22 protein-coding genes are annotated in these 23,192 nt (G+C 64.0%); 10 read left to right on the top strand and 12 right to left on the bottom strand.

All coding sequences use genetic code 11. From position 1 onward, the window contains the following. The first annotated feature begins 124 nt into the window (after window positions 1-124). Window positions 125-1,129 (top strand): NADP-dependent oxidoreductase, encoded by a 1,005-nt coding sequence (locus L1O02_RS22025; RefSeq protein WP_060838213.1) that lies wholly within the window; start codon window positions 125-127, stop codon window positions 1,127-1,129. A 41-nt stretch (window positions 1,130-1,170) separates the two neighbouring features. On the opposite strand, the gene pyrF is transcribed toward L1O02_RS22025, so the two are convergent. Further along, a complete protein-coding gene (gene pyrF / locus L1O02_RS22030; RefSeq protein WP_060838212.1) occupies window positions 1,171-1,872 on the bottom strand; it encodes an orotidine-5'-phosphate decarboxylase in 702 nt (233 codons plus the stop codon). A gap of 316 nt (window positions 1,873-2,188) precedes the next feature. Between pyrF and L1O02_RS22035 the strand changes: the two genes are divergently transcribed. The 3 genes from L1O02_RS22035 (at window position 2,189) to xopAW (ending at window position 4,959) form a co-directional block, all read left to right on the top strand. Further along, window positions 2,189-2,953 carry a response regulator gene (locus tag L1O02_RS22035; RefSeq protein ID WP_047302778.1) on the top strand — a complete coding sequence of 255 codons (765 nt, stop codon included), beginning with the start codon at window positions 2,189-2,191 and terminating at the stop codon, window positions 2,951-2,953. Then, entirely contained in the window at window positions 2,953-4,002 is a 1,050-nt protein-coding gene (locus L1O02_RS22040; protein ID WP_235758718.1) for a HAMP domain-containing sensor histidine kinase, read from the top strand. Before L1O02_RS22035 ends, L1O02_RS22040 begins: the two co-directional genes overlap by 1 nt. A 111-nt stretch (window positions 4,003-4,113) precedes the next feature. Beyond that, window positions 4,114-4,959, top strand: a complete 846-nt coding sequence (xopAW, locus tag L1O02_RS22045; RefSeq protein ID WP_060838210.1) for a XopAW family type III secretion system calcium-binding effector — start codon at window positions 4,114-4,116, stop codon at window positions 4,957-4,959. 40 nt (window positions 4,960-4,999) lie between these two features. Here the strand turns inward: xopAW and L1O02_RS22050 are convergent, their stop codons facing one another. The 10 genes from L1O02_RS22050 to L1O02_RS22095 form a co-directional block, all read right to left on the bottom strand. Continuing rightward, window positions 5,000-6,052 carry an AI-2E family transporter gene (locus tag L1O02_RS22050; RefSeq protein WP_060838209.1) on the bottom strand — a complete coding sequence of 351 codons (1,053 nt, stop codon included), beginning with the start codon at window positions 6,050-6,052 and terminating at the stop codon, window positions 5,000-5,002. Between the two features lie 69 nt (window positions 6,053-6,121). Then, window positions 6,122-6,925 (bottom strand): DUF4892 domain-containing protein, encoded by an 804-nt coding sequence (locus L1O02_RS22055; protein WP_181321578.1) that lies wholly within the window; start codon window positions 6,923-6,925, stop codon window positions 6,122-6,124. Window positions 6,926-6,933: 8 nt separating this feature from the next. Continuing rightward, window positions 6,934-7,593 carry a glutathione S-transferase N-terminal domain-containing protein gene (locus L1O02_RS22060; RefSeq protein WP_235758720.1) on the bottom strand — a complete coding sequence of 220 codons (660 nt, stop codon included), beginning with the start codon at window positions 7,591-7,593 and terminating at the stop codon, window positions 6,934-6,936. 50 nt (window positions 7,594-7,643) lie between these two features. Further along, entirely contained in the window at window positions 7,644-8,498 is an 855-nt protein-coding gene (locus L1O02_RS22065) for an alpha/beta hydrolase (protein WP_235758722.1), read from the bottom strand. Further along, window positions 8,495-9,295 carry an alpha/beta hydrolase gene (locus L1O02_RS22070; RefSeq protein WP_060842842.1) on the bottom strand — a complete coding sequence of 267 codons (801 nt, stop codon included), beginning with the start codon at window positions 9,293-9,295 and terminating at the stop codon, window positions 8,495-8,497. The genes L1O02_RS22065 and L1O02_RS22070 overlap by 4 nt, the downstream gene beginning before the upstream one ends. Before the next feature lie 114 nt (window positions 9,296-9,409). Further along, a complete protein-coding gene (locus L1O02_RS22075) occupies window positions 9,410-9,853 on the bottom strand; it encodes a hotdog fold thioesterase (RefSeq protein WP_060838204.1) in 444 nt (147 codons plus the stop codon). A 31-nt stretch (window positions 9,854-9,884) separates the two neighbouring features. Beyond that, window positions 9,885-11,552 (bottom strand): AMP-binding protein, encoded by a 1,668-nt coding sequence (locus tag L1O02_RS22080; protein ID WP_060838203.1) that lies wholly within the window; start codon window positions 11,550-11,552, stop codon window positions 9,885-9,887. A gap of 172 nt (window positions 11,553-11,724) precedes the next feature. Next, window positions 11,725-12,174: a phosphohistidine phosphatase SixA gene (gene sixA, locus L1O02_RS22085; protein ID WP_108544797.1), complete on the bottom strand. Its 450-nt coding sequence runs from the start codon at window positions 12,172-12,174 to the stop codon at window positions 11,725-11,727. Continuing rightward, complete coding sequence (locus L1O02_RS22090) at window positions 12,171-12,518, bottom strand: DUF4389 domain-containing protein (protein WP_060838201.1); 348 nt, start codon at window positions 12,516-12,518, stop codon at window positions 12,171-12,173. Before L1O02_RS22090 ends, sixA begins: the two co-directional genes overlap by 4 nt. An 18-nt stretch (window positions 12,519-12,536) precedes the next feature. Beyond that, complete coding sequence (locus L1O02_RS22095; protein WP_016965784.1) at window positions 12,537-13,562, bottom strand: NAD(P)H-dependent glycerol-3-phosphate dehydrogenase; 1,026 nt, start codon at window positions 13,560-13,562, stop codon at window positions 12,537-12,539. A 195-nt stretch (window positions 13,563-13,757) separates the two neighbouring features. Between L1O02_RS22095 and L1O02_RS22100 the strand changes: the two genes are divergently transcribed. From L1O02_RS22100 to fabB, 5 genes are all read left to right on the top strand, one after another. After that, complete coding sequence (locus L1O02_RS22100; protein WP_235758724.1) at window positions 13,758-15,881, top strand: TonB-dependent receptor; 2,124 nt, start codon at window positions 13,758-13,760, stop codon at window positions 15,879-15,881. Between the two features lies 1 nt (window position 15,882). After that, a complete protein-coding gene (locus L1O02_RS22105) occupies window positions 15,883-16,812 on the top strand; it encodes an ABC transporter substrate-binding protein (protein ID WP_108544796.1) in 930 nt (309 codons plus the stop codon). Continuing rightward, window positions 16,809-18,710 carry an ATP-binding protein gene (locus tag L1O02_RS22110; RefSeq protein WP_060838199.1) on the top strand — a complete coding sequence of 634 codons (1,902 nt, stop codon included), beginning with the start codon at window positions 16,809-16,811 and terminating at the stop codon, window positions 18,708-18,710. The genes L1O02_RS22105 and L1O02_RS22110 overlap by 4 nt, the downstream gene beginning before the upstream one ends. A 247-nt stretch (window positions 18,711-18,957) precedes the next feature. Next, window positions 18,958-19,473, top strand: a complete 516-nt coding sequence (fabA, locus tag L1O02_RS22115) for a 3-hydroxyacyl-[acyl-carrier-protein] dehydratase FabA (RefSeq protein WP_011060067.1) — start codon at window positions 18,958-18,960, stop codon at window positions 19,471-19,473. Window positions 19,474-19,484: 11 nt separating this feature from the next. Then, window positions 19,485-20,705, top strand: a complete 1,221-nt coding sequence (gene fabB / locus L1O02_RS22120; RefSeq protein ID WP_016963486.1) for a beta-ketoacyl-ACP synthase I — start codon at window positions 19,485-19,487, stop codon at window positions 20,703-20,705. Between the two features lie 79 nt (window positions 20,706-20,784). On the opposite strand, the gene L1O02_RS22125 is transcribed toward fabB, so the two are convergent. Beyond that, the gene (locus L1O02_RS22125) at window positions 20,785-22,410 is read right to left on the bottom strand and encodes a methyl-accepting chemotaxis protein (RefSeq protein ID WP_235758726.1); all 1,626 of its coding nucleotides are present in this window, start codon (window positions 22,408-22,410) and stop codon (window positions 20,785-20,787) included. Between the two features lie 348 nt (window positions 22,411-22,758). Here L1O02_RS22125 and L1O02_RS22130 point away from each other — a divergent pair, with 348 nt between their 5' ends. Beyond that, the gene (locus tag L1O02_RS22130; RefSeq protein WP_042942143.1) at window positions 22,759-23,175 is read left to right on the top strand and encodes an OsmC family protein; all 417 of its coding nucleotides are present in this window, start codon (window positions 22,759-22,761) and stop codon (window positions 23,173-23,175) included. Window positions 23,176-23,192 lie beyond the last annotated feature (17 nt).

Here is a 23,192-nt window from a genome sequence, read left to right on the forward strand (position 1 = left end):
ATGAAAATGCCGGGGCGTTCATCACCACACTGGATCGACACCCATTCGCTGAATCGGCAAACCTTGCGACAACCCACCTGAGGGTCTATCAACTAGGGCTTCATCCACCCCTTGAGTGCCTGCCATGACCAGCCTGACCAATCGCCAGTTCCTGCTCGCCAAACGCCCCGTCGGCCCGGCTACCCGCGACACCTTCACCTACCAGCAGGTAGCCGTGGGCGAGCCCGCCGCCGGGCAGATCCTGGTGAAGAATGAATACCTGTCCCTGGACCCGGCCATGCGCGGCTGGATGAACGAGGGCAAGTCCTATATTGCGCCGGTGGCCATCGGCGAAGTCATGCGCGCCCTGGGCGTGGGCCAGGTGATTGCCTCCAACAACCCCGGATTCGCCGTCGGCGACTACGTCAATGGCGCCCTCGGGGTGCAGGACTACTTCCTCGGCGAGCCCCGTGGCTTCTACAAGGTCGACCCCAAGCTGGCCCCTCTGCCACGCTACCTGTCGGCCCTGGGCATGACCGGCATGACCGCCTACTTCGCCCTGCTGGACGTCGGCGCACCCAAGGCCGGCGACACCGTGGTGCTGTCCGGCGCCGCTGGCGCGGTGGGCAGCATTGCCGGGCAAATCGCCAAGATCAAAGGCTGTCGCGTGGTGGGCATTGCCGGCGGCCAGGACAAATGCAAGTTCCTCATCGACGAACTGGGCTTTGACGGCGCCATCGACTACAAGAGCGAAGACGTCAACGCCGGGCTCAAGCGCGAATGCCCGAAAGGCGTCGATGTGTATTTCGACAACGTCGGCGGCGACATCCTCGATGCCGTGCTCAGCCGCCTGAACGTCAAGGCGCGGGTGGTGATCTGTGGCGCCATCAGCCAGTACAACAACAAGGAAGCGGTCAAGGGACCGGCCAACTACCTGTCGCTGCTGGTCAACCGGGCGCGCATGGAAGGTTTCGTGGTCATGGACTACGCCGCGCAGTTCGCCGCGGCCGGGCAGGAAATGGCCGGTTGGATGGCCAAGGGGCAGCTCAAGAGCAAGGAGGATATTGTCGAAGGCCTGGAGACTTTCCCGGAGACGCTGGGCAAGCTGTTCAGCGGCGAGAACTTCGGCAAGCTGGTGCTGAAAGTCTGAACCTGCAGGAGCCGGCTGGCCGGCTCCTGCAGGCCCGGGTGTTACAGGGCCAGTTCGGCGACCACGTCAGCCAGGGCCTTGGCCGGATCGGCCGCCTGGCTGATGGGACGACCGATCACCAGGTAATCGGAACCGGCATCCAGGGCCTGGCGCGGAGTGAGGATCCGCCGCTGGTCATCCTGGGCACTGCCCGCCGGACGAATCCCCGGCGTCACCAGTTGCAGGGTCGGATGGGCGCTCTTCAGGGCCTGGGCTTCCAGGGCCGAGCACACCAGGCCGTCCATCCCGGCTTTCTGCGCCAGCGCAGCCAGGCGCAGCACCTGCTCCTGGGGCTCGATGTCCAGGCCGATGCCGGCCAGGTCTTCACGCTCCATGCTGGTGAGCACGGTGACGCCGATCAGCAGCGGCTTAGGACCACTGCGCTGGTCCAGAACATCGCGGCAGGCAGCCATCATGCGCAGGCCGCCGGAGCAGTGCACATTGACCATCCACACGCCCATTTCCGCGGCGGCCTTGACCGCCATGGCGGTGGTGTTGGGAATGTCGTGGAACTTCAGGTCCAGGAACACTTCGAAACCCTTGTCGCGCAGGGTCCCGACAATCTCGGCGGCGCAGCTGGTGAACAGCTCCTTGCCGACTTTGACCCGGCACAATTTCGGGTCCAGTTGATCGGCCAGTTTCAGTGCGGCGTCACGGGTGGGAAAATCCAGGGCGACGATGATAGGAGTCTGGCAGGCGGACATGAAGGGGCTCTCAGGCAAGTCGAAATCGGCGCGGATTGTAGCGCAAGCCGGGACGATCCGGGACCCGATCAGAGGTAAATCCTCCTCAACGGTGCCAGGGATCTTCGATCCGCCGGCAAATCCGCGGGCCGCCCCGGCATTTGTATCAACGCAGATACACTGACGACACGCCAGCAACAATACCCGGCGCTACCCTCGCCAGCCGCAACACCCTCGAACAGCACTTCCTGCCCCCGGGCCGGACGCCTATGCTGAAGCCATAACCTCGCCGTCGCCTCCTGATGGCCGGCAGCCTACCTGGCAGATGAACGCACCCATGCATAACACTCCAGCCCCTCTGAACGACGACTCCAAAGCCGTGGCCAATGGCGACGACAAGCGCTGGAACACTCGGGCCCTGATCGTCGATGACGACGTGCCGATCCGCGAACTGCTGATCGACTATCTGGCGCGCTTCAACATCCACGCCAGCGGTGTCACCGACGGTGCAGCAATGCGCCAGGCCTTGCAGGCCGAGCACTTCGACGTGGTGGTGCTCGACCTGATGCTGCCCGGTGAAGACGGCCTGTCCCTGTGCCGCTGGTTGCGTAGCGAATCGGACATTCCGATCCTCATGCTCACCGCCCGCTGCGAGCCCACCGACCGCATCATCGGCCTCGAACTGGGGGCCGACGACTACATGGCCAAGCCCTTCGAACCGCGGGAGCTGGTGGCGCGGATCCAGACCATCCTGCGCCGGGTCCGCGACGATCGCAGCGAACAGCGGGCCAATATCCGCTTCGACAACTGGCGCCTGAACAGCGTCCTGCGCCAGCTGATCTCCGCCGACGGGCTGGTGGTGCCGCTGTCCAACGCCGAGTTCCGCCTGCTCTGGGTATTCATTGAACGCCCGCGCCGAGTGCTGAGTCGCGAACAACTGCTGGACGCGGCCCGGGGCCGCTCCATCGAGGCCTTCGATCGCAGCATCGACCTGCTGGTGTCGCGCCTGCGGCAGAAGCTCGGGGACGACCCGAAATCGCCGCAACTGATCAAGACCGTGCGTGGCGAAGGCTACCTGTTCGACGCACGAGACATCGGCTGATGCGCGGGCGCTTCGATACGCTGTTCGGCCGGCTGTTTGGCCTCCTGCTGATCGCGATCGTGCTCGCCCACCTTCTGGCGTTTTTCTGGTTCCACCATTACGGACATCCGCCGCCCCCTCCACCACCACCGCCGCCGGTGGCCCTCGGCAATAGCCCTCCTGGGCCGCCGCCGTACTTCCCGCAACGTCCGCCACGCCCCTGGTTCGGCGGACCTTTAGTGCCTCTGACCTTCCAGCTGATCTCCCTGGTCATTGCCGCCTGGTACGGCGCCAAGCTGCTCTCGCGGCCGATCCAGCGCCTGAGCGACGCCGCCGAACGCCTGAGCGAAAACCTCGACAGCCCGCCCCTGGAAGAGGTCGGCCCGCGGGAAGCACGACAGGCCGCCAGCGCCTTCAACCAGATGCAGAAACGCATACGGGAACAGGTCCAACAACGCGGGCGCATGCTCGGCGCCGTGTCCCATGATCTGCGCACACCGCTGTCACGCCTGAAGCTGCGCCTGGAACAGATCGAGGACAGCAAGCTGCAGGGGCAGATGCGCCAGGACCTGGACGACATGATCAAGATGCTCGACGCCACCCTCAGCTACCTGCATGAACAGCGCACCAGCGAGGCCGAGCAATGGATGGACGTGCAGGCGCTGGTGGAGTCGCTGTGCGAGAACGCCCAGGACCAGGGCGCCGATGCCCAGGCCCAGGGCCATTGCGCCCCGCTGCTGGTCCAGCCCATGGCCCTGCAGTCGTGCATCAACAACCTGCTGGACAACGCCCTGCGCTACGCCGGCCATGCCACCCTGGCCCTGGAAGACCATCGGGATCAGTTGCTGATCCGGGTCATCGACCATGGTCCCGGCATCGCCGCCGACAAGCGCGAGGCCGTGTTCGAACCCTTCTTCCGCCTCGAAGGCTCACGCAACCGCAACTCCGGCGGCGTCGGCCTGGGCATGACCATCGCCCGCGAAGCGGCAGAGCGCATGGGCGGCCAGTTGCTGCTGGAAGAGACTCCCGGCGGCGGCCTGACCGCGGTGCTGCGCCTGCCCCGCCCCTGAGTCCCTTGTGTAGCCACGGGTACAAAGCGCCCATACCCAGGACAACTCCAGCCTTGAGGCTGCATGAGCCGGTGCCTCCACCGGATCCATTCATCCCAAGGAGCGAGTCCAATGATAGGTAGCGTCAGCAGCAACTATTCGAGCTATTACAGCTCCAGCAGCAGTGCCTCCAGCACCAGCCGCGGCCAACAATTGCAGAAGGACCTGTTCGCCAGGCTCGATAGCAACGGCGACGGCGAGGTGAACCAGGACGAGCTGAACAACGCTCTGTCGAACAAGGGCGACAAGGGTGTCCTGGTCAGCCTGAGCAAGAACTTCAGCGAACTGGACAGCGATGGCAATGCCAGCCTGAGCAGCGATGAAATGGCCGCCATGGCGCCACCGGCGCATCACGGCCAGGCGCCCGGCACCGAACTGGCGGACGCCCTGCTCAGCGCTCTGGACAGTGACGGCGACGGCGTCATCAACAGCGACGAACTGAGCAGCGGCTTGAGCAGTGCCGGTAGCAGCGCCGACAGCAAGCAGCTCTTCTCGGCCCTGGACAAGAATCAGGATGGCAACGTCAGTGCAGACGAACTGGCCGCCAGCCTGACGCCGCCTCCACCGCCCCCGCAACAGCTCTCCGGCGAGCAACTGTTCGGCCAGCTCGACAGCGACGGCAACGGCAGCATCAGTGCCGACGAACTGAGCAGCGCCCTGCAGTCCGGCGACAAGAACTCGGCCAGCAACGACAGCAGTTCGGCATTGCTGAAAATACTCGACAGCGACAGCAGCGGCGGCATCAGCAGCGATGAGCTCAAGGCCGCGCTGCAGGCCGGACGCAACCAGGACAGCGAGACTCAGAACCCGCAGGCCAACCTGACCGAAGCCCTGGGCAAGATGATCGCCAACCTCAGCAAGCAGTATCAGCTGAACCCTGCCAGCAGCGTCGGCAACAGCGTCAACGTCGCCGCCTGATGGGTGCTTGCCGCTCCCCTGTCGAGCGGCAAGCCGCGGCTCAGCGCGGCTCCTGGGTCCGGGCCTGACTGGCGCTCCAGTCCAGCAGCAGGCTGTAGGCCACCGCCAGCAGGGTCGGACCGATAAACAGACCGATAAAGCCGAAGGCGATCAGGCCGCCGAACACCCCGAGCAGCACAATCACCAGGGGCAGGTTGCCGCCGCGACTGATCAGGTAGGGTTTGAGCACGTTGTCGACGCCGCTGATGATGAAGGTGCCCCAGATCCCCAGAAACACCGCCATGCCGTATTCGCCCTTCCAGGCCAGCCAGGCCGTGGCCGGAATCCACACCAGGGGCGGCCCCATGGGAATCAGGCTGAGCAGGAAGGTGACGATCCCCAGCACCAGCGCCCCTGGCACCCCGGCAATCAGAAAGCCGATCAGCGCCAGCAGGCCCTGGGCCGCAGCGGTGCCGATCACCCCGTTGACCACCCGTTGCACGGTGCCAGCGACCAGATCGATGTAGTAGCCGGCCCGATCGCCGATCAACCGTTCCAACAGCTTGTGTACGAACAACGCCAGGCGCGGACCGTCACGGTAGAAGAAAAACACGAAGACGATGCTCAGGGTCAGTTCGAGAATACCGCCGCCGATCTGTGCACTGCGGGCCAGCAGCCAGTTGCCCACCTGCCCCAGATACGGCTTGACGGCCAGCATCAGCGCCGCGCCCTGTTGATCGATGCTGTTCCACAGCCCGACCAGACGCTCCCCCACCAATGGCAGGCTGCCCAGCCAGGCGGGAGCCTCGGGCAGGCCGTCCACCTGCACATCCTTGATAAAGGCCGTGGCATCGCGCACGTGATCCGCCAGGTTGAGCCCGAGCCAGACCAGCGGCGCCGCCACCAAAACCATCCAGCCCAGGGTCAACAGGGCCGCCGCCAGGGACTCGCGGCCATTGAGCCAGCGGGTCAGCAAACGCATCAGCGGCCAGCTGGCAAAGGCCAGCACCGCGCCCCAGAACAGCGCCGACCAGAAAGGCGCCATCACCCAGAAGCTGGCACCGAACAACACCAGGAGCAGAATCTGCACCAGCAGGCGATCGTTATTGGGCATGAAATGTCTCGCACAAGGGTAAACGGAGAAGAGTAGGCGAACCCGCGAGTACAGGCCGCCTGAAACAGCTTAACGCAGCAGTTCGAAGTGCAGCCCGGCCGCTTGGGTGTCGCCGGTTTCCATGCGCGTCGCCAGCACGCCCTGGCCAATCAGGGCCTGGCGCCAGGCCTCGGCCTGCTGGCCGGACAGGCTGACCCGCAGCGTGGTGTCCAGGTTCAGCCCGCGGGAAAGCAGGTTGAGCCAGACGGGCTGGGGATCGGTCAGCTTGGGCAGGTCCAGCTTGCCCGTGTCCTTCAGTTGCCGCAGCAGGGTCGCCGAAGTGGGCAGCAAGTCGCCCAGGGCAGCGCTGGCGTCGAACTGCTCCACGTGCAGGTAGGCCCGGCGGTTACCCCGGGTAATGCTGTACAGGGCCACCAGGGAGTTGTCCTGGGGCGCCGCCAGGCGCAACAGCAAATAGGCTTGCTGCTCGTCGGCGCCAAACAGCTTGGCGTTGCCGAACACCTCATTGGCCCACAGGCTGCTCTCGCCACAATCCCGGGCCTGGCACCAGAACAGCAGCTCTGCCCCCTGTTTCTGCAGGGCTTCGCGAGCCAGGGTGAAGGCTTCGTTGGAAGTGCGTTCGGCGGGCAATTGGTAGGTGATGGCCGTGAGCTTGCCCCGGGCATTGACCTGACCGTCAAAGCGCAGTTGGCCGCTGATTCTGCGGATCGAGCCCAACGGGTAGACACGCTCCTGCTCCACTTGCGGACGGTAGTCGACGATTTGTGCATCGGTCAGACGGGGCACCAGGGGCAGGTCATGGCTGCCGGGCAGATCGGCGGCAAGGGCCAGGGTGCTAAGGAAGGACAAGCCCAGAACACTGAGTGAACGCATGGAAACTCTCATCGGATAAGCATGGCCTGGGCGCCCTTGACGACGCTGGCGTCGTCACTGCGTTGCGGAACCTGCAAGCCACGCTGGACCGCAGGCCGGGCCTCCAGTGCCGCCATCCAGCGTTGCAGGGCCGGCAAGCCCTGTACCGAAACACCGGACCACTCATGACCGCGCACCCAGGGGAAGGTGGCGATGTCGGCAATGCTGTAGTCCCCGGCCAGGTACTCGACCTGTTGCAGGCGGGTGTCGAGGACTTCATACAGGCGTCGGGTTTCATGCTGATAGCGATCGATGGCGCCCTGGAGCTTTTCCGGGAAATAGCGGAGGAACACGTTGGCCTGGCCCTGCATGGGCCCGATGCCGCCCATCTGGAACATCAGCCACTGCATGACGATCGAGCGGCCCTTGGCATCGCTGGGCAGCAGTTGCCCGCTGCGCTCGGCCAGATACACCAGGATCGCGCCGGATTCGAATACGGGAAAATCGCCATTGTCTCGGTCGACGATGGCCGGAATACGCCCATTGGGATTGATCTTCAGAAACGCCGGCGCCTTTTGCTCGCGCTTGTCGAAACTCAGGGCATGCACCGTGTAGGGCAATCCGAGCTCTTCAAGCAGGATGGAAACCTTGTGGCCATTGGGGGTCGCAGCGGTGTACAGATCTATCATGGTTGTCTCCCATTTCAACCCGCCCAGCCTCGACAGTTGACCCCGTCAAGTCAAGGAACGGCGAAAAACCGATTGAAACAGTCTGCGACAGAGGTTGCGCCAGCCTCATCGTTGAGGTGCAGATGATGGCCGCCCGGCAGCTGTTCCCGGCTAAAGGGTAGACGCTGCAGCAGGGACTCGTGCCGAACCAGCATGCCGTCGGCAGCCACCACCAGCTGCGTCGGGCAACTGACCCGCTCGACGAAGGACATGGCCTGCTCCTCGGTCAGGCGCAGCGGCGATGCCAGGGTCAGGCGGCTGTCGCTGCGCCAGGTATAGCCACCGGGCACCGGCATCAGACCACGCAGGGCCAGCAGCTCGGCAGCCTCGCGACTGACCGCCACCAGCCCCTTCATCCGCGCTTCGATGGCTCGCTCCAGCGTGCTGTAGACCGGCTTGCGCTTGTCCTGCAGGTCCAGTTGCGCCTGCAAGGCCATGCCCAGCCGCTCGGCGGCACCTGCAGCGCTGGCGGTCGGAGGAATCACGCCGTCGATCAGGGCCAGATGGCTGACCCGCTCCGGCAGCGCCGCCGCCAGCACCAGCGACACGATCGCTCCCAATGAATGTCCCATCAGGGCAAAGCGCTTCCAGCCCAGCTGTTCAGCCACTTGCAGCACGTCGTGGACGTAATCCCACAGGGCATAACCCGCGCCCAGCGGACGGTGCCCGGAATGCCCGTGACCGGCCATGTCCAGGGCCACGATGCGCAGGCCTTTGAGCTTGGGCGCCAGCCGGGCGAAGCTGTTGGCGTTGTCCAGCCAACCATGCAGGGCGATCACCGGCAAGCCGTCCTCGGGCCCGAACAGATGGGCCGCCAGCTCGATGTGGGGCAGGTTCAGGCGAACTTCCTCGACGACCTGGCTCATGCACAGCTCCGGCGCTGTTCCCAGCGGGTGAAGAGTTCCTTGAGCAGGGTGGCGGTGGCTTCGGGCCGCTCAAGAGGAAACATGTGGCCGCCGGGCATGGTCAGGGACTCGCCCAGGGGCATGCGCCCCACGGCACTGGTGTGATGCCGCATCACCACCCGACTCTGCTGGCCCCGCACCACGGCCAAGGGCACCTTGAGCTGGCGAGCGCTGCCGGGGCTGGTGTGCGGTACGCCGCGATAGATGCTGATCTCGGTCGCCGGATCGAAACGCAGGCGCAAGCGGTCGCCCACCTGCTGCAGGCCATGCTGCAAGTACGCGTCCAGGCAATCGGGGTCGAAGGCTCGGAACAGCGTCTTGCGGGCAAAGTAGCTGCGCGCCGATTCGACATCGGTAAACTCCTCGCGGCGCCCCAGGGTTCGCCCGGCGGGAGTCAGGCGGTCGATGAAACCAAAGCGCTTGGCGGCGCGGATCACCCACTGGTCGGCCCGGGTCAGCACTGGCGAATCGAGCATCACCACCCCCCGATACAGCTCCGGGCAGCGCAGGGCCGCGTGCAGGTGCAGCACGCCCCCCAACGAGTGCCCCACGCCCCACACCGGCTGCGCCTGCTGTTGCAGGTGGTGGATCAGCTCATCCACCAGACTCTGCCAGTTGTCGTCCACCGGAAAGCGCGGGTCGTGGGCATGCTGCTGCAAATGAGCCACCTCGAACTCCGGCGCCAGGGCAGCAAACAGCTTGCCGTACGTGCCGGAGGGAAACCCATTGGCGTGAGCGAAAAACACCTGTTGCGACATACCGACCTATCCATCCACCAAACCAACACCGATTGTCCGCAGGCCCTTGCACCAGGGCAATGACCGTAACGGACAGGAATACTGACACCCAGGCTCAGCCTATGGCGCGCTCACTCATTGCGCCGGCGGCGTTTGCCCCAGAGGCACCACGGCCATGGTCAGGCGCGAAATACAGCTGGCCTTGCCTTCATCGCTGCTCAGGCGGATATCCCAGACATGGGTGGTGCGCCCGATATGAATGGCCCGGGCCACCGCCGTCACCCGGCCGCTGCGCAAGCCACGCAGGTGATTGGCGTTGATCTCCAGGCCCACGCAATAGAACTTGCTGGCATCGATACACAGGTAGCTGGCCATGGAGCCGACGGTTTCCGCCAGCACCACCGAAGCCCCGCCATGCAGCAACCCGTAGGGCTGGTGGGTGCGATGGTCGATGACCATGCTTGCGCTCAGCGATTCCTCATCAAACGACTCGAAGCGAATATCCAGCACTTCGCCGATGGTGTTCTTCTGTGCCGCGTTCAGTTGCTCGATGTTCGGAGTGGTACGCCATAGGCTCATCGCTGCTTCCCTTCTGGGTGGTTATTGTCGATCAATCCTGCCACAGCACGGCTTCGCTGCGCTCGCTCCAGCGTTGAAAACTGCCGCCATAGGTGGCCTCGATCACATTGCGCTTGATCTTCAGGGTCGGGGTCAGAAAGCCGTTCTCCACGGCCCAGTTGTCCTTGACCACCACCAGCCGATGCAGCCGTTCATGCTTGTCCAGGCCGCCATTGACCTGGGCCAGCAGGTTTTCCAGGCTGCTGTGCAGCCCTTCCCGGGCGCTGCCTGCCGCGGCCTGCAAGCCCGCCGCCGAAAGCACGCACAACCCCAGAGGAGCGCTCAGACCGTCCCCCACCACGCACACCTGCTCGATATGGGCATGCACGGCCAGGCGATTCTCGATGGGTGCCGGGGCCACGTACTTGCCCTTGCTGGTCTTGAAGATTTCCTTGAGCCGACCGGTCAGGCGCAGATTGCCGGCTGCGTCCTGTTCGCCCTTGTCGCCGGTGCGCAGAAAACCGTCCTCGGTGATGGTTTCGGCGGTCTTCTGCGGGTCCTTGTAATAGCCCTGCATGGTGGCCCCGCTGCGCACCTGGACCTCGCCCGCGTCATCGATACGCACTTCAACCCCGGGACAGGGCCGACCGATCCAGCCCGGCACCTGCTCCCCGGAACGGCCGATATGGGAATAACCGCAACTCTCGGTCATGCCATAGACCTCCAGTACGTCCAGGCCCAACCGCCGATACCAGTGCAACAGTGCCTGGGGCACCGGCGCCGCCCCGGACAAGGCCACCCGCAAGGCGTCCAGCCCAAGCCCGGCCAGCACCTTGTGACCGACGCGCTTGCCGATCAACGGCAGGCTCAAGAGAACGTCCAGGCGCCTGGCCGGCACCTTGCTGTAGACCCCCATCTGGAACTTGGTCCAGATTCGCGGCACGCCGAACAGGGCTGTGGGCCGGGCCCGCCGCAGGTCCGCCAGGAAGGTATCGAGGCTCTCGGCGAAGAACACGGTCTGCCCGGTATAGATCGCCGCCATCTCGACAAACATGCGCTCGGCCACATGACACAGCGGCAGATAGGACAGCAGTCGATCCCCCGGGCCCAGGCCGAAGAGTTGTGTCCCGTGAGTGGCGGCAAAACCCAGATTGCCGAAGCTGTGCATCACCCCCTTGGGCAGGCCCGTGGTACCGGAGGTGTAGATGATGGTGGCCAGTTGCTCGGCCGGTGGACTTGGATTGTCAGCCAACGGCTGACAGCCTTGCAGATCGTCCCAGGTGCAGTCGAAAGTGCCTTCAGGGGCCAGCGGCAGGCGCACAGTGGGCAGACCGGGCCTGATCCCCGGGGCCATGCCCGGCCAGTCATCGAGCTTGCCGATGAACACCAGGGCCGACTCTGAATGCTCCAGTACCTGGGCCACCGAATCGGCGGTGAGGTTGGGATACAGCGGCACCGACACATGCCCGGCCATCCAGATCGCCAGGTCGCTGATGATCCAGTGCGCGGAATTCTTGCCAATGATTGCGATATGACTGCCGGGGGGCAACTGGCGCTCCCGCAGCCATTGGGCGGCGCGACGGGCCTGCTGGCCGACCTCGAACCAGCTCAGCTCCTGCACCTGACCTCCGGCGCTGGGCTGAACCAGAAAACATTGCTGGGGATGACGAGCCTCGCGCTCGTAGAACACTTGCAGCGGCAAACGAAAAGCAGCAGCCATGACTCGCTCCTTTGTTTTTATTCTGTTCGCGACACCAACCAAGCACTTGCTCGGCCGACTATTCCACGCACAAAGGAGGGCTGCAAGTTAAGAAATGTAGCGCCGCACAACCGGGTGTCGGTCACCCCGACGGACCGGCGGCGGCCAGGAACTGCCTGGCCGCCGTGGCGCTCTAGGGGTGCTTGACGCTATTGAGGGTCATCAGCCCCGCCAGCGGCCAGTCGCCTTCCAGCTCCGCCAGGCTGGCGGTATTCATGGGCTGGGGATCACGCAGATGACCGTGCTGCAACAGGCCGATCAGGTTGCCGACCAAGGGTTGGTGGCTGACCAGCAGCAGGTTGTCCGCACTGTCCAGATGCTCCAGCACCTGCAATGGGTTGGCCTCCGGGGTCAACCAGGGCACGGTGTGGATCTCGCCCTCGAAGCCCAGGGCCTGACGCACCAGTTGCGCCGTTTGCTGGGCCCGCACATAGGGGCTGGCGATGATCGCACTGATGGGCTGGCCAATCAGCTGCGCGGCGCTGCCCAGCACTTCCTGGCGGCCGTGGGCCGTAAGGTTGCGCTGGTCATCGCTGGCCGCATGGGATTCGGCCTGGCCGTGGCGCAGTACCCACAACTTCACAGCTTGGGCTCCTCGTCACGCACCGGGTGGGGCGCCGGCGGCACACTGTGGGGGGCCTCCCCTTCAGGGGCCCGCGGGGTCGGCCAATCGGCAAACGGCCAGGGTTTCTGCTCGGTGTGGAAGCTGCCGAACCGGCCAATCTGCGCCAGGAACTGGCTCAGGCTGTCGCCAAAGTTCATCAGCCCGGCATTCGGCGCGCCGTAGATCAGGCGATAGATCAGTTGCACCAGGACCAAGGCGCCCAGAAGAAACTGCGCCACCTGCCACACCATCACGAACACCAGCATCCACAGCACGCGCAGGAGGATAGATTCGTATTTGGCTTCGGAATTCGTATCGTTCATGTCTGGCTCCTGTGCTACTCAGTTGAATCCGCTGGTGGAGATAAAGTCGACGTCGGTTTTCGGCTCGCCACGCATCAGCAGCTCGATCACCTGATTCAGCGTCCGCCCTTCGAACAGAATCGCATGCAGGCCGGCGACCAGCGGCATGTAGACGCCCAGTTCCTGGGCCTTGGCCTTGAGCACCTTGAGGGTGTTGACGCCCTCCGCCACTTCGCCCAGGCGGGTCACCGCGTCCTCCAGACTCAGGCCCTGCCCCAGGGCAAAGCCCACCTGGTAGTTGCGGCTCTTGGGCGAGGAACAGGTGACGATCAGGTCGCCGACTCCGGCCAGGCCGAGGAAGGTCATGGGATTGGCGCCCTGGCTGACGGCAAAACGGGTCATCTCCGCCAAGGCACGGGTGATCAGCATGCTCTTGGTGTTTTCCCCCATGCCCAGTGCCACCGCCATGCCGGCGATGATCGCGTAGACGTTCTTCAACGCCCCGCCCAGCTCGACGCCAAAGCGGTCGGCACTGGCGTAGACGCGGAAGGTCCGCCCGTGCAATGCCGCCTGGACCCGCTGGCACAGCTCTTCGTCTTCACTGGCGACCACGGTGGCGGTCAGAGCATGCTCGGCTACTTCCCGGGCCAGGTTGGGACCCGACAACACGCCAATGCGCGCCGCCGGGGCTATGTCCTCGAGGATCTCGCTCATCAGCTTGAAGGTCTGGGCCTCGATGCCCTTGGTCAGGCTGACCAGCAGCTTGCCGCTCAGCAACTGCGCGTGGGGCGCCAGTACCGAGCGCAGGGCGCTGGAAGGCAAGGCGACGAAGCACAGGTCACAGTCATTTAGGGTGGCCAGCAGGTCGGTGACCGGCTCCACCGCCGGATGAATCTTGATGCCCTTGAGATAGCGCGGATTCTCGCGATTGACCCGAATGGCCTCGGCCTGCTCGGGATCACGCATCCATTGCCGCACCGGGTGACCGTTTTCGGCCAGCAGATTGGCCACGGCGGTACCAAAACTTCCGCCTCCCAGGACCGCAATAGGGCGCTGTTGTGTCATATGCAATCCGTTTATCCATAGCAGTGGCGATGGCGGCATTATACGGGGCGCTTTTCCCACCACCAGCCCCACCGGCCATTCAGGCAACCTGTCGGGAACACGCGCTGTCATTCGGGGAATGTCGGGCTTATCGACTGGAAAACTCGACTATCTCGGTTAACATGCGCGCCATCTTTCAAGATTCAAGGCTGTGCCGTGCCCGTTGGTCCCTCACCTCTTCGTCTGTCGCTGCTGCTGGGCATGCTCTTCGGCCACCCGGTGCTGGCCGACGATCTGTTTCTCGACGGCAGCGCACTGCCCGAGGTGTTGACTGCCACACGCCTGAAACAATCCCCCGCCGCCGTGCCGGGCAGCATGACCGTGCTCGACAACGAACTGATCAGGGCCAGCGGCGCCCGGGACGTCAGCGAGCTGCTGCGCCTGGTGCCCGGGATGATGGTCGGGGCCATCAGCGGCAACCAGGCCACGGTCAACTACCACGGCACCAACGCCAGCGAAGCGCGGCGCATGCAGGTGCTGATCGACGGGCGCTCGGTGTATCGCGCGGGCCTGGCCACGGTGGACTGGAGCGACATTCCGGTGGCCATGGAAGACATCGAACGCATCGAGGTGTTTCGCGGCCCCAACACCGTCAGCTACGGCGCCAATGCGCTGATGGCAGTGGTCAACATCATTACCCGCGCACCGGCCAACAGCCACGGCACCCGGTTCAAGGTGACCCGGGGCCAGCGCGGCATCAGCGACTGGTACGCCAGCCAGGGTACGGGCTGGGAAACCGGCGACCTGCGCCTGTCGTTGTCCGGACAGGAAGATGACGGCTTCGACCACAATCGCCTGGGCGCCGACTACCGCGACAGCAAGCGCTTGAACCGCTTCAGCCTGTCGGTGAGCCAGATGCTCGACGAGCAGCAGAGCATCGATTGGCAACTAAATGCCAAGGAAGGCACCAACCAGCGGCCTTATACCTATAAACCGGTGTTCTACGGCGTATCCCAGCAGGGCAAAGACTCCGATGTGATCGCCAAGGACTACGCCGGGTCACTGCGCTGGAACCTGGAGCTCAATGCGCAGCACAGCCTTTATATCCAGGGCTCGGCCCAGCACTGGGATCGCCAGCAAACCTGGCGCGCCTGTGACGCAGCCATTTCCTTCAGCCCCGAACTGACGCGCCTGTGGCAAATCAACCCGAATTACGCCGAGCGCCTGGCGCGCCACATGCCCGATTACTTGAGTGGGGCGCCTAGCGGAACCACGACGGAACAGGCGTTGGCCAACCAAGTCATCGATCAATGGAAAAACGGCGGAGGCAAGAATACCGTCTGCGGCAACATCGACCAGAGCACCCGCGAAACCCGTTACGACCTTGAACTGCAGGACACCCTGAGCCTCAGCGATAACCTGCGACTGGTCAGCGGCATGAACTATCGTTACGACCGGGCCGACTCCGAAACCTATTTCAACGGCACCCTCGACGACACCACCTGGCGCCTGTTCGGCCAGCTGGAGTGGCGAGCCAGCGAACACTGGCTGATCCAGGGCGGGGCTATGTACGAAGACACCCAGCTGACCGGCAACTCGCTGACGCCACGGATCGCCGTCAACTACCTGATCAACCCGCGCCACGGGCTGCGGGCGGTGTATTCGGAAGCCATCCGCTCCCCGGACATGTTCGAGAACAACGTCAACTGGAGCTACCGGGTCACCGGCCTGAGCAGCCCGGTCTACGGCCAGAGCAGCGCCCAGTACTTCGTCAAGACCCGGGGCCCGGGCAACCTCGATCAGGAACACATGCGCTCCCGCGAGCTGGGCTACAACGGCTACTTCGTCGACCAGGCCCTGAACCTCGACATCAAGCTGTTCTACGACGAAATCAGCGGCATGATCAGCGAGCCGCTGCGCAACAACCAATACATCGCCAGCAACAGCAATTCCTCACGCTTCTCCGGCACCGAAAGCCAGCTGGACTGGCAATTGAGCCACGCCGACCGCCTGCGCCTGACCTACGCCTATGTCCACGCCCAAGCCAGCAACCCCCTGGACCAGCGCCTGACCGCCAGCAACAGCGGCTCCGCCGGCTGGCTGCGCAATTGGGGCCGGGGCTGGTCCAGCGCGTTGTTCTATTACGGCGACAGCGCCCTCAACGGCTACCGCTTCGAACGCGTCGACACGCGCATCGCCAAGCGCCTGGCCCTGGGCAAGGCCAACCTGGAACTGGCGGGCACACTGCAACAACGACTCGACCACCAGCCCAGCACCTTCGCCGACAACCGCTACGACTCGCGGCACCTGGTCTATTTCAGCGCCGAGCTGGAGTTCTAGCGTGGCCCGGCAGCGGCCCTCGGGGGCCTTGGACTTGCGTCGCCGACTCGGCTGGGGCCTGTTCCTGCTGAGTCTGCTGCTGTGCGCACCGCTGCGCGCCGCCGACGTCTTGCTGACCGCCAGCGAGGACAACCCGGCGGTACGCACCTTCACCGCAGAGCTGGCCGCCCAACGCCCTCAGGACCAGGTGCGCTTCGTACCGCTGGAGCAACTGCCGGCGCCGGGCCAGCTGCCCAGCGCCACGCGCCTGATTCTGCTGGATCCGCAAAGCCTCGACTGGCGCCTGCAAGATCCCCAGGGCCCGGCCACCCTGGTCCTGCGCATCAGCCGCCTGCAAGCCGAACAGCGCCTGCAAGGCCTGCACCACCCCGAGCTCAGCCTGCTCTGGAGCGATCCACCGCCGAGTCGTCAGTTGCACCTGATCCGCCAGGTCTTGCCCCAGGTGCGCCGGGTTGGCGTGCTGTACAGCGAGGACAGCCAGTTCCTGCTCAAGGAGCTGCGCGGCGCCGCGCAATCCCTGGGCCTGGAGATCGTCGCCGAAGCCTGGGACAGCACCCACGACAGCCGGCCATTGCAAAACCTGCTGCGCAACAGCGACGTGCTGCTGGGCCTGGATGACCCCAAGCTGTACAACCCGAAAACCGTGAAGAACCTGCTCCTGAGCAGCTACGCCCAGCAGCGGGCGCTGATCGGCCCCAATGCCGGCTTCGTCAGGGCCGGCAGCCTGGCCAGCACCTACAGCGACCAGCAGGACTGGCTGCAGACCCTGGACAGCCTGCTTGAGCAGGCGCCGAATCGCTGGCCCCGGGCACTGTACCCGACGGCCTTCAAAGTACTGAGCAATCCACAGGTGGCACGCTCACTGGGCATCGAGGAAATCGACCCGCAAGCCGTCGCGCGCCAACTGAGTGAAGGAGAGCAACGCCCATGAAATTGCGTCGCCGATGGGACATCCACACCCGCACGCAGCTCATCAGCCTCGGCCCGGCCTTGCTCCTGACCCTGTTGCTGATCAGCTTCTTCACCTTCGTGCGCATTCAGGACCTGCGCCAGGAGCTCAACCACACCGGCCAACTGATTGCCAACCAGCTGGCGCCAGCCACCGAGTACGGCGTGATCTCCGGCAACAACGAAGGCCTGGAAAGCCTGTTGCAGGCCACCCTGGCCACGCCCCACGTGCACTTTCTGGAGGTCCAGGACAGCGCCAACAACATCCTGGTGTATGTCGAGCAACCGTCTGCCACTCATAAACAGGCGCAACAGATCAAGGTGTTCCAGGCGCCGGTGCGCTTGCAGCGCATCCAGGTGCATAACGACTTCCTGGAAGACGACCCGACCAGCCTCGGGCCCCAGGGCGACGGGTATCTGGGACGGGTCATTGTCGGCATGTCCAACGACGCCTTCAGCCAGCGCCAGCAGGAAATTCTCCTCAAGGCCGCGATCCTCGCCCTGTTCGCCCTGCTCTTCACCTTCCTCCTCGCACGGCGCCTGGCTGCCGGCCTGGCGCAACCCATCAGCGCCATGGGTAACGCGGTCAAGGCGATCCAGGAAGGCGACTTCAAGGCGCCGCTGCCGATTGTCGACGACGGCGAGCTGGGCAATCTGGCACGCCACATCAACAACCTCGCCGCCGGCCTGGAGCTGGCCAGCCGCGAGCAGCAACAGGCCATGTCGCAACTGATCCAGACCCGGGAGGAAGCGGAACGGGCGAACAAGGCGAAATCGGATTTCCTGGCGATGATGAGCCACGAACTACGCACCCCGATGAACGGCGTGCTGGGCATGCTGCAGCTCCTGGAAACCACCGAGATGACCCAGGAGCAGAGCGAATACGCGGCGCTGGCTTCGGAGTCCACCGAACACCTGCTGAAGGTGATCAACGACATCCTCGACTTCTCGCGCATCGAACGCTCGGCCCTGGAGCTGGAACACATCCCGTTCAACCTCGCCGAACTGATCGGCAGCTCGGCCCAGGCCTTCCAGCACAGCGCCCTGCAGCGCGGCCTGGACCTGCAACTGCGCCTGCCACCGGGCATGGAGTCGCTGCAGGTCAAGGGCGACCCGACGCGGATCCGGCAGATTCTGGTCAACCTGATCGGCAACGCCCTGAAGTTCACCGAACAAGGCAGCGTGATCATCGAAGCGCAGTGGCAGGCCCTGGATCATGAGCTCCTGTGGTTCACCTGTGCGGTGCGCGACAGCGGAATCGGTATCAGCCCCGCCAGCCTGGAGCTGATGTTCGATGCATTCCAGCAGGCCGACAGCAGCATTTCCCGGCGGTATGGCGGCACCGGCCTGGGCCTGCCTATTGCCCGCACCCTGGCCGAACGCATGGGCGGCACCCTGCGGGCCCAGAGCGAGGAAGGCCGTGGCTCGGTGTTCACCCTGGAGATCCCCCTGGCGCTGTTCCAGCAAAGCCTGCCGGTGCTGGCACCGCGCGTCAGCACCGCCGCTCACCAGGGCGAGGGCCGCAATGTGCTGCTGGTGGAAGACAACCCGGTGAACCAGACCGTGATCCAGGCCATGCTGCGCAGCCTGGGCTTCACCGTGAGCATCGTCACCGACGGGGCCCAGGCGGTGCGCAGCGCCGAGAGCCTGATTTTCGAGGCGATTCTGATGGATTGCCGACTGCCGCTGGTCGATGGTTATGAAGCCACCCGGCAGATCCGCCAATTGCCCGGCTGCGCCGATCTGCCGATCATCGCCCTGACCGCCAACGCCTTGCAGGGCGACCGCGAAGCCTGCCTGGCAGCGGGCATGAACGACTACCTGGCCAAGCCGTTCAAGCGTGCGGATCTGCAGCAGATTCTCCAACGTTGGGTGCAGTAACAGGCTATTTTCCAACAGGTGCGACTGGCGTGACGGGCGAAAGTGCGGCAGTCTTAGGCACCCGACGGGGCCCTGAAAAGGCCCTCAAAAAAAATTTCAGTGAACAAGTGTACTTTCATACCCTTGGCGCTGTGACTTTCACTACAACGCAATAGTCTATGAGTAGGCTGCCGGCTCGAGGCATGAACGCTTCGATCGGCCGGGAAGATTGCCCAACCCTGCCGCACGGGACTATTGAGGAGCTCGCATGACCAAACAAAACGCCTTTACTCGGGAAGACCTGCTGCGCTGCAGTCGCGGTGAGCTGTTCGGCCCAGGTAACGCGCAACTGCCCGCCCCCAACATGCTGATGGTGGATCGCATCACCCATATCAGCGAAGAGGGTGGCAAGTACGGTAAAGGTGAATTGGTCGCTGAGCTGGATATCACTCCAGACCTGTGGTTCTTCGCTTGCCACTTCGAAGGCGATCCGGTGATGCCGGGCTGCCTGGGCCTGGATGCCATGTGGCAGCTGGTCGGTTTCTTCCTCGGCTGGCAAGGCCTGCCGGGCCGCGGTCGCGCCCTGGGTTCGGGAGAAGTGAAGTTCTTCGGCCAGGTTCTGCCGACGGCGAAAAAGGTCACCTACAACATTCACATCAAGCGCGTGCTCAAGGGCAAGCTGAACATGGCCATCGCCGATGGCTCGGTCAGCGTTGACGGCCGCGAAATCTACACCGCCGAAGGCCTCCGGGTCGGCGTGTTTACCTCCACTGACAACTTCTAAGGGTTATCCGCATGCGCCGCGTCGTTATCACTGGTCTGGGCATTGTTTCGTGCCTGGGCAATGACAAAGAGACCGTCTCCGCTAACCTGCGTGCAAGTCGCCCTGGCATCCGCTTCAACCCGGAATATGCCGAAATGGGTCTGCGTAGCCAGGTTTCCGGCTCCATTGACCTGAACCTCGAAGAACTGATCGATCGCAAGATCTATCGCTTCGTCGGCCACGCGGCGGCTTACGCCTACCTGGCCATGAAAGACGCCATCGCCGACTCCGGCCTGAGCGAAGAACAAGTCTCCAACCCGCGTACCGGCCTGATCGCCGGTTCCGGTGGTGCCTCGACCCTGAACCAGATGGAAGCGCTGGACATCCTGCGCGAGAAAGGCGTCAAGCGCGTTGGCCCATACCGCGTCACGCGGACCATGAGCAGCACCGTTTCCGCCTGCCTGGCCACACCGTTCAAGATCAAGGGCCTGAACTACTCCATCGCTTCTGCCTGCGCCACCAGTGCTCACTGCATTGGCACCGCCATGGAACAGATCCAGATGGGCAAGCAGGACATCGTCTTCGCCGGCGGCGGTGAAGAAGAGCACTGGACCCAGTCGTTCCTGTTCGACGCCATGGGCGCCCTGTCCACCCAGTACAACGAAACCCCGGAAAAAGCCTCCCGCGCCTACGACGCCAAGCGTGACGGTTTCGTCATCGCCGGCGGTGGCGGCATGGTGGTCGTCGAGGAGCTGGAACACGCTCTGGCCCGTGGTGCCAAGATCTACGCGGAAATCGTCGGCTACGGCGCCACTTCCGACGGCTACGACATGGTGGCCCCAAGCGGCGAAGGCGCTATCCGCTGCATGCAGATGGCCATGTCCACTGTCGACACCCCGATCGACTACCTGAACACCCACGGCACCTCGACTCCGGTCGGCGACGTCGCGGAAATGAAAGGCGTGCGTGAAGTGTTCGGCGACAAGGCTCCAGCCATCAGCTCCACCAAGAGCCTGTCGGGTCACTCCCTGGGCGCCGCCGGCGTTCACGAAGCGATCTACTGCATGCTGATGATGGAAGGCAACTTCATGGCCGGTTCGGCCAACATCGACGAGCTGGACCCGGAAGTGGCCGACATGCCGATCCTGACCAAGACTCGCGAAGACGCCACCATCAACACCGTGATGAGCAACAGCTTCGGCTTCGGTGGCACCAACGCCACCCTCGTGCTGAAGCGCTGGCAGGGCAAGTAAGCCTCGCCGCTTCGCGACATGAAAAAGCCCCGACCGGTTCGGGGCTTTTTTTTGCCTGCCATTTTCCGGCGCCAGCGGCTCAGACGGAAAAACGCGCCACCATGCTGTTCAGGTCCACCGCCAGCCGCGACAGTTCCTGGCTGGCCGCGCTGGTCTGATTGGCCCCGGCCGAGGTCTGCAACGCCAGGTTGCGGATGTTCATCAGGTTGCGGTCCACTTCCCGCGCCACCGCCGCCTGTTGCTCCGAGGCACTGGCGATCACGATGTTGCGCTCGTTGATCAGGGTGAAGGCCGAAGCGATTTCCTCCAGCGCCTGCCCCGCCGCCTTGGCCACTTCCAGGGTCGAATGGGCGCGGCTATTGCTCTGCTGCATGGAGCTGACCGCCTGATCGGTGCCCTGCTGGATACCGCCGATCATTTGCTCGATTTCCTGGGTCGACTGCTGGGTCCTATGGGCCAGGGCCCGCACTTCATCGGCCACCACCGCGAAGCCGCGCCCGGCATCCCCGGCCCGCGCCGCCTCGATGGCCGCGTTCAGGGCCAACAGGTTGGTCTGCTCGGCGATGGAGCGAATCACCTCCAACACCTTGCTGATGCCGTAGACCTTCTGCGCCAGCTGTTCGACCTGACTGGCATTGGCTGTCACGTCCTCGGCCAGCGACTCGATGGACAGCACGGTCTGATGCACCTGTTCGCGACCGTGCTGGGCGATCCGATCTGACTCCCGGGACGCTTCGGAAGTGGCCACCGCGTTGCTCGCCACCTCCTCCACCGCGGCGGTCATCTGATTCACTGCCGTGGCGGCCTGTTCGATCTCCTGGCTCTGCTGATGCAGGCCCCGGGTCGCATCCTCGGTGACGCAACTGAGCTCCTCGGAAGCCGAGGCAAGCTGGCTGGAGGAATCGGAAATGCGCCGGATAGTCTCGCGCAAGCTGTGCTGCATGGCCTTGAGCGCCAGCAACAGGCGCGCCGGCTCGTCCTTGCCGATCACCGTGATGTCTCCGGTCAGGTCGCCGCCGGCCACCACCTCGGCGACGCGCAAGGACTGCGCCAGCGGCAGGACGATGCTGCGGGTCAACAACAAGGCCAGGCCAATGGTCACCAGGGCCGCCACCACGATCATCACCACCACCCAGACGCGCGACTGGCTGAACACTGCCTGAGCCAGATCCGTGGCCTGGGTCGCACTTTGCTTGTTCAAGTCGATCAGCTCGTGCAGTGTCGCGGCCATTTCATCGGCCAACTGGTTCATTTCACCGTTGACCACCTTGACCGCCTCCTCCAGCTGATTCTGGCTGGAGAAGGCCATGACCTGGGCCTGCCGCTGCAGGTACTGCTGCTCCACGTCCTTGAAGCGATCGAACAGGACCCGCTCCTGGGGCAGCACGATCAGCGACTCATAGCGCCCCTGGGCAACGCCCAGGCCACTCTTGATGTCCTTGATCTTGGCTTCGTTCTGGGCCAGGGCCTGGGGGTCGCGATTGATCAGCAGGCGCAGGGTCAGGGCGCGAAGACGCAACAGATCCTGGCTCATGTCGCCCACCGACATGACGCTGGGCAACCAGTTGCTTTCCACCTCATCGGACTGCTGGCGCATGTTGGCCATCTGCATCAGGGCAAATGCGCCGAGGACAAACACCATCAGCGCCAGCAAGCCAAAACCCAGGCTGGCGCGGGGGGCGATGTTGAGACTTCTGAGACTCATTCCTTTGGCTCCTTCCTAGAGCGCTGCAAGAGCTTGCAGCAGGGTGCTCTTAGACGGTATCGGGCCGGCGGAAATTTGCGTAAGACAAAAACGTGATATCAAAACGCCCTATGACTTCGATACCTCAGAGTAAAACGATTCAGCTCACAGAAAATCGACATTTTCCGATCAAACAGTACAGCTTCCACCTCGAAACCCGCTGCGACGTCGCTGCTTGCACATTCATCGGCGTGCCACCGGGCCATCGGCTACCGCCAGTAAAAACCTGAACGCCTGCGCCGGCCGATGCTCTATAACTTCAGCACCTTTACCATCCGATCCGACATTCATCACTGCCTGAGGTTTGCCATGACCATTACCGTCAATACCGAGTCCAGCGAAGGTTTCCGCCACAGCATCCAGGTCGACGACCATCAGCTGTTCACCGACCTGCCCCAGTACGCCGGTGGCGAAGGCACCGCGCCCGAGCCCCACGATTATTTCGATGCCGCCCTGGGGGCCTGCAAGGCCCTGACCCTCAAGCTCTACGCACAGAAGAAAAACATCCCGCTCACCGGCGTCACGGTGGAGCTCAAGCACGACAACAGCCAGGAACAGCAAGGCAAGTACGCCCTGCACGTGAAGCTGACCCTCAAGGGCGTGCTCACCGACGCCCAGCGTGAGGAGTTGCACCGGGTGGCCGACCGCTGCCCGATCCACAAGCTGATGACCACCAGTGAAGTCAGCATCGAGACTCACCTGTCCGAAGGCGCCTTCAGCCAGTAGCGGCAAGGCTGGCATCC

The organism is Pseudomonas sp. BC42, assembly GCF_021560055.1.
GTDB lineage: Bacteria > Pseudomonadota > Gammaproteobacteria > Pseudomonadales > Pseudomonadaceae > Aquipseudomonas.

What these genes read in the sequence shown, in the direction of transcription:
- fabA (WP_011060067.1), top strand. Translation starts at nt 18,958, where the DNA reads ATGACCAAACAAAACGCCTTTACTCGGGAAGACCTGCTGCGCTGCAGT.
- L1O02_RS22130 (WP_042942143.1), top strand. Translation starts at nt 22,759, where the DNA reads ATGACCATTACCGTCAATACCGAGTCCAGCGAAGGTTTCCGCCACAGC.
- pyrF (WP_060838212.1), bottom strand. Translation starts at nt 1,872, where the DNA reads ATGTCCGCCTGCCAGACTCCTATCATCGTCGCCCTGGATTTTCCCACC.
- L1O02_RS22025 (WP_060838213.1), top strand. Translation starts at nt 125, where the DNA reads ATGACCAGCCTGACCAATCGCCAGTTCCTGCTCGCCAAACGCCCCGTC.
- L1O02_RS22075 (WP_060838204.1), bottom strand. Translation starts at nt 9,853, where the DNA reads ATGAGCCTATGGCGTACCACTCCGAACATCGAGCAACTGAACGCGGCA.
- L1O02_RS22040 (WP_235758718.1), top strand. Translation starts at nt 2,953, where the DNA reads ATGCGCGGGCGCTTCGATACGCTGTTCGGCCGGCTGTTTGGCCTCCTG.
- L1O02_RS22090 (WP_060838201.1), bottom strand. Translation starts at nt 12,518, where the DNA reads ATGAACGATACGAATTCCGAAGCCAAATACGAATCTATCCTCCTGCGC.
- L1O02_RS22035 (WP_047302778.1), top strand. Translation starts at nt 2,189, where the DNA reads ATGCATAACACTCCAGCCCCTCTGAACGACGACTCCAAAGCCGTGGCC.
- L1O02_RS22070 (WP_060842842.1), bottom strand. Translation starts at nt 9,295, where the DNA reads ATGTCGCAACAGGTGTTTTTCGCTCACGCCAATGGGTTTCCCTCCGGC.
- L1O02_RS22110 (WP_060838199.1), top strand. Translation starts at nt 16,809, where the DNA reads ATGAAATTGCGTCGCCGATGGGACATCCACACCCGCACGCAGCTCATC.
- L1O02_RS22050 (WP_060838209.1), bottom strand. Translation starts at nt 6,052, where the DNA reads ATGCCCAATAACGATCGCCTGCTGGTGCAGATTCTGCTCCTGGTGTTG.
- L1O02_RS22065 (WP_235758722.1), bottom strand. Translation starts at nt 8,498, where the DNA reads ATGAGCCAGGTCGTCGAGGAAGTTCGCCTGAACCTGCCCCACATCGAG.
- L1O02_RS22125 (WP_235758726.1), bottom strand. Translation starts at nt 22,410, where the DNA reads ATGAGTCTCAGAAGTCTCAACATCGCCCCCCGCGCCAGCCTGGGTTTT.
- fabB (WP_016963486.1), top strand. Translation starts at nt 19,485, where the DNA reads ATGCGCCGCGTCGTTATCACTGGTCTGGGCATTGTTTCGTGCCTGGGC.
- L1O02_RS22095 (WP_016965784.1), bottom strand. Translation starts at nt 13,562, where the DNA reads ATGACACAACAGCGCCCTATTGCGGTCCTGGGAGGCGGAAGTTTTGGT.
- L1O02_RS22060 (WP_235758720.1), bottom strand. Translation starts at nt 7,593, where the DNA reads ATGATAGATCTGTACACCGCTGCGACCCCCAATGGCCACAAGGTTTCC.
- L1O02_RS22055 (WP_181321578.1), bottom strand. Translation starts at nt 6,925, where the DNA reads ATGCGTTCACTCAGTGTTCTGGGCTTGTCCTTCCTTAGCACCCTGGCC.
- L1O02_RS22080 (WP_060838203.1), bottom strand. Translation starts at nt 11,552, where the DNA reads ATGGCTGCTGCTTTTCGTTTGCCGCTGCAAGTGTTCTACGAGCGCGAG.
- xopAW (WP_060838210.1), top strand. Translation starts at nt 4,114, where the DNA reads ATGATAGGTAGCGTCAGCAGCAACTATTCGAGCTATTACAGCTCCAGC.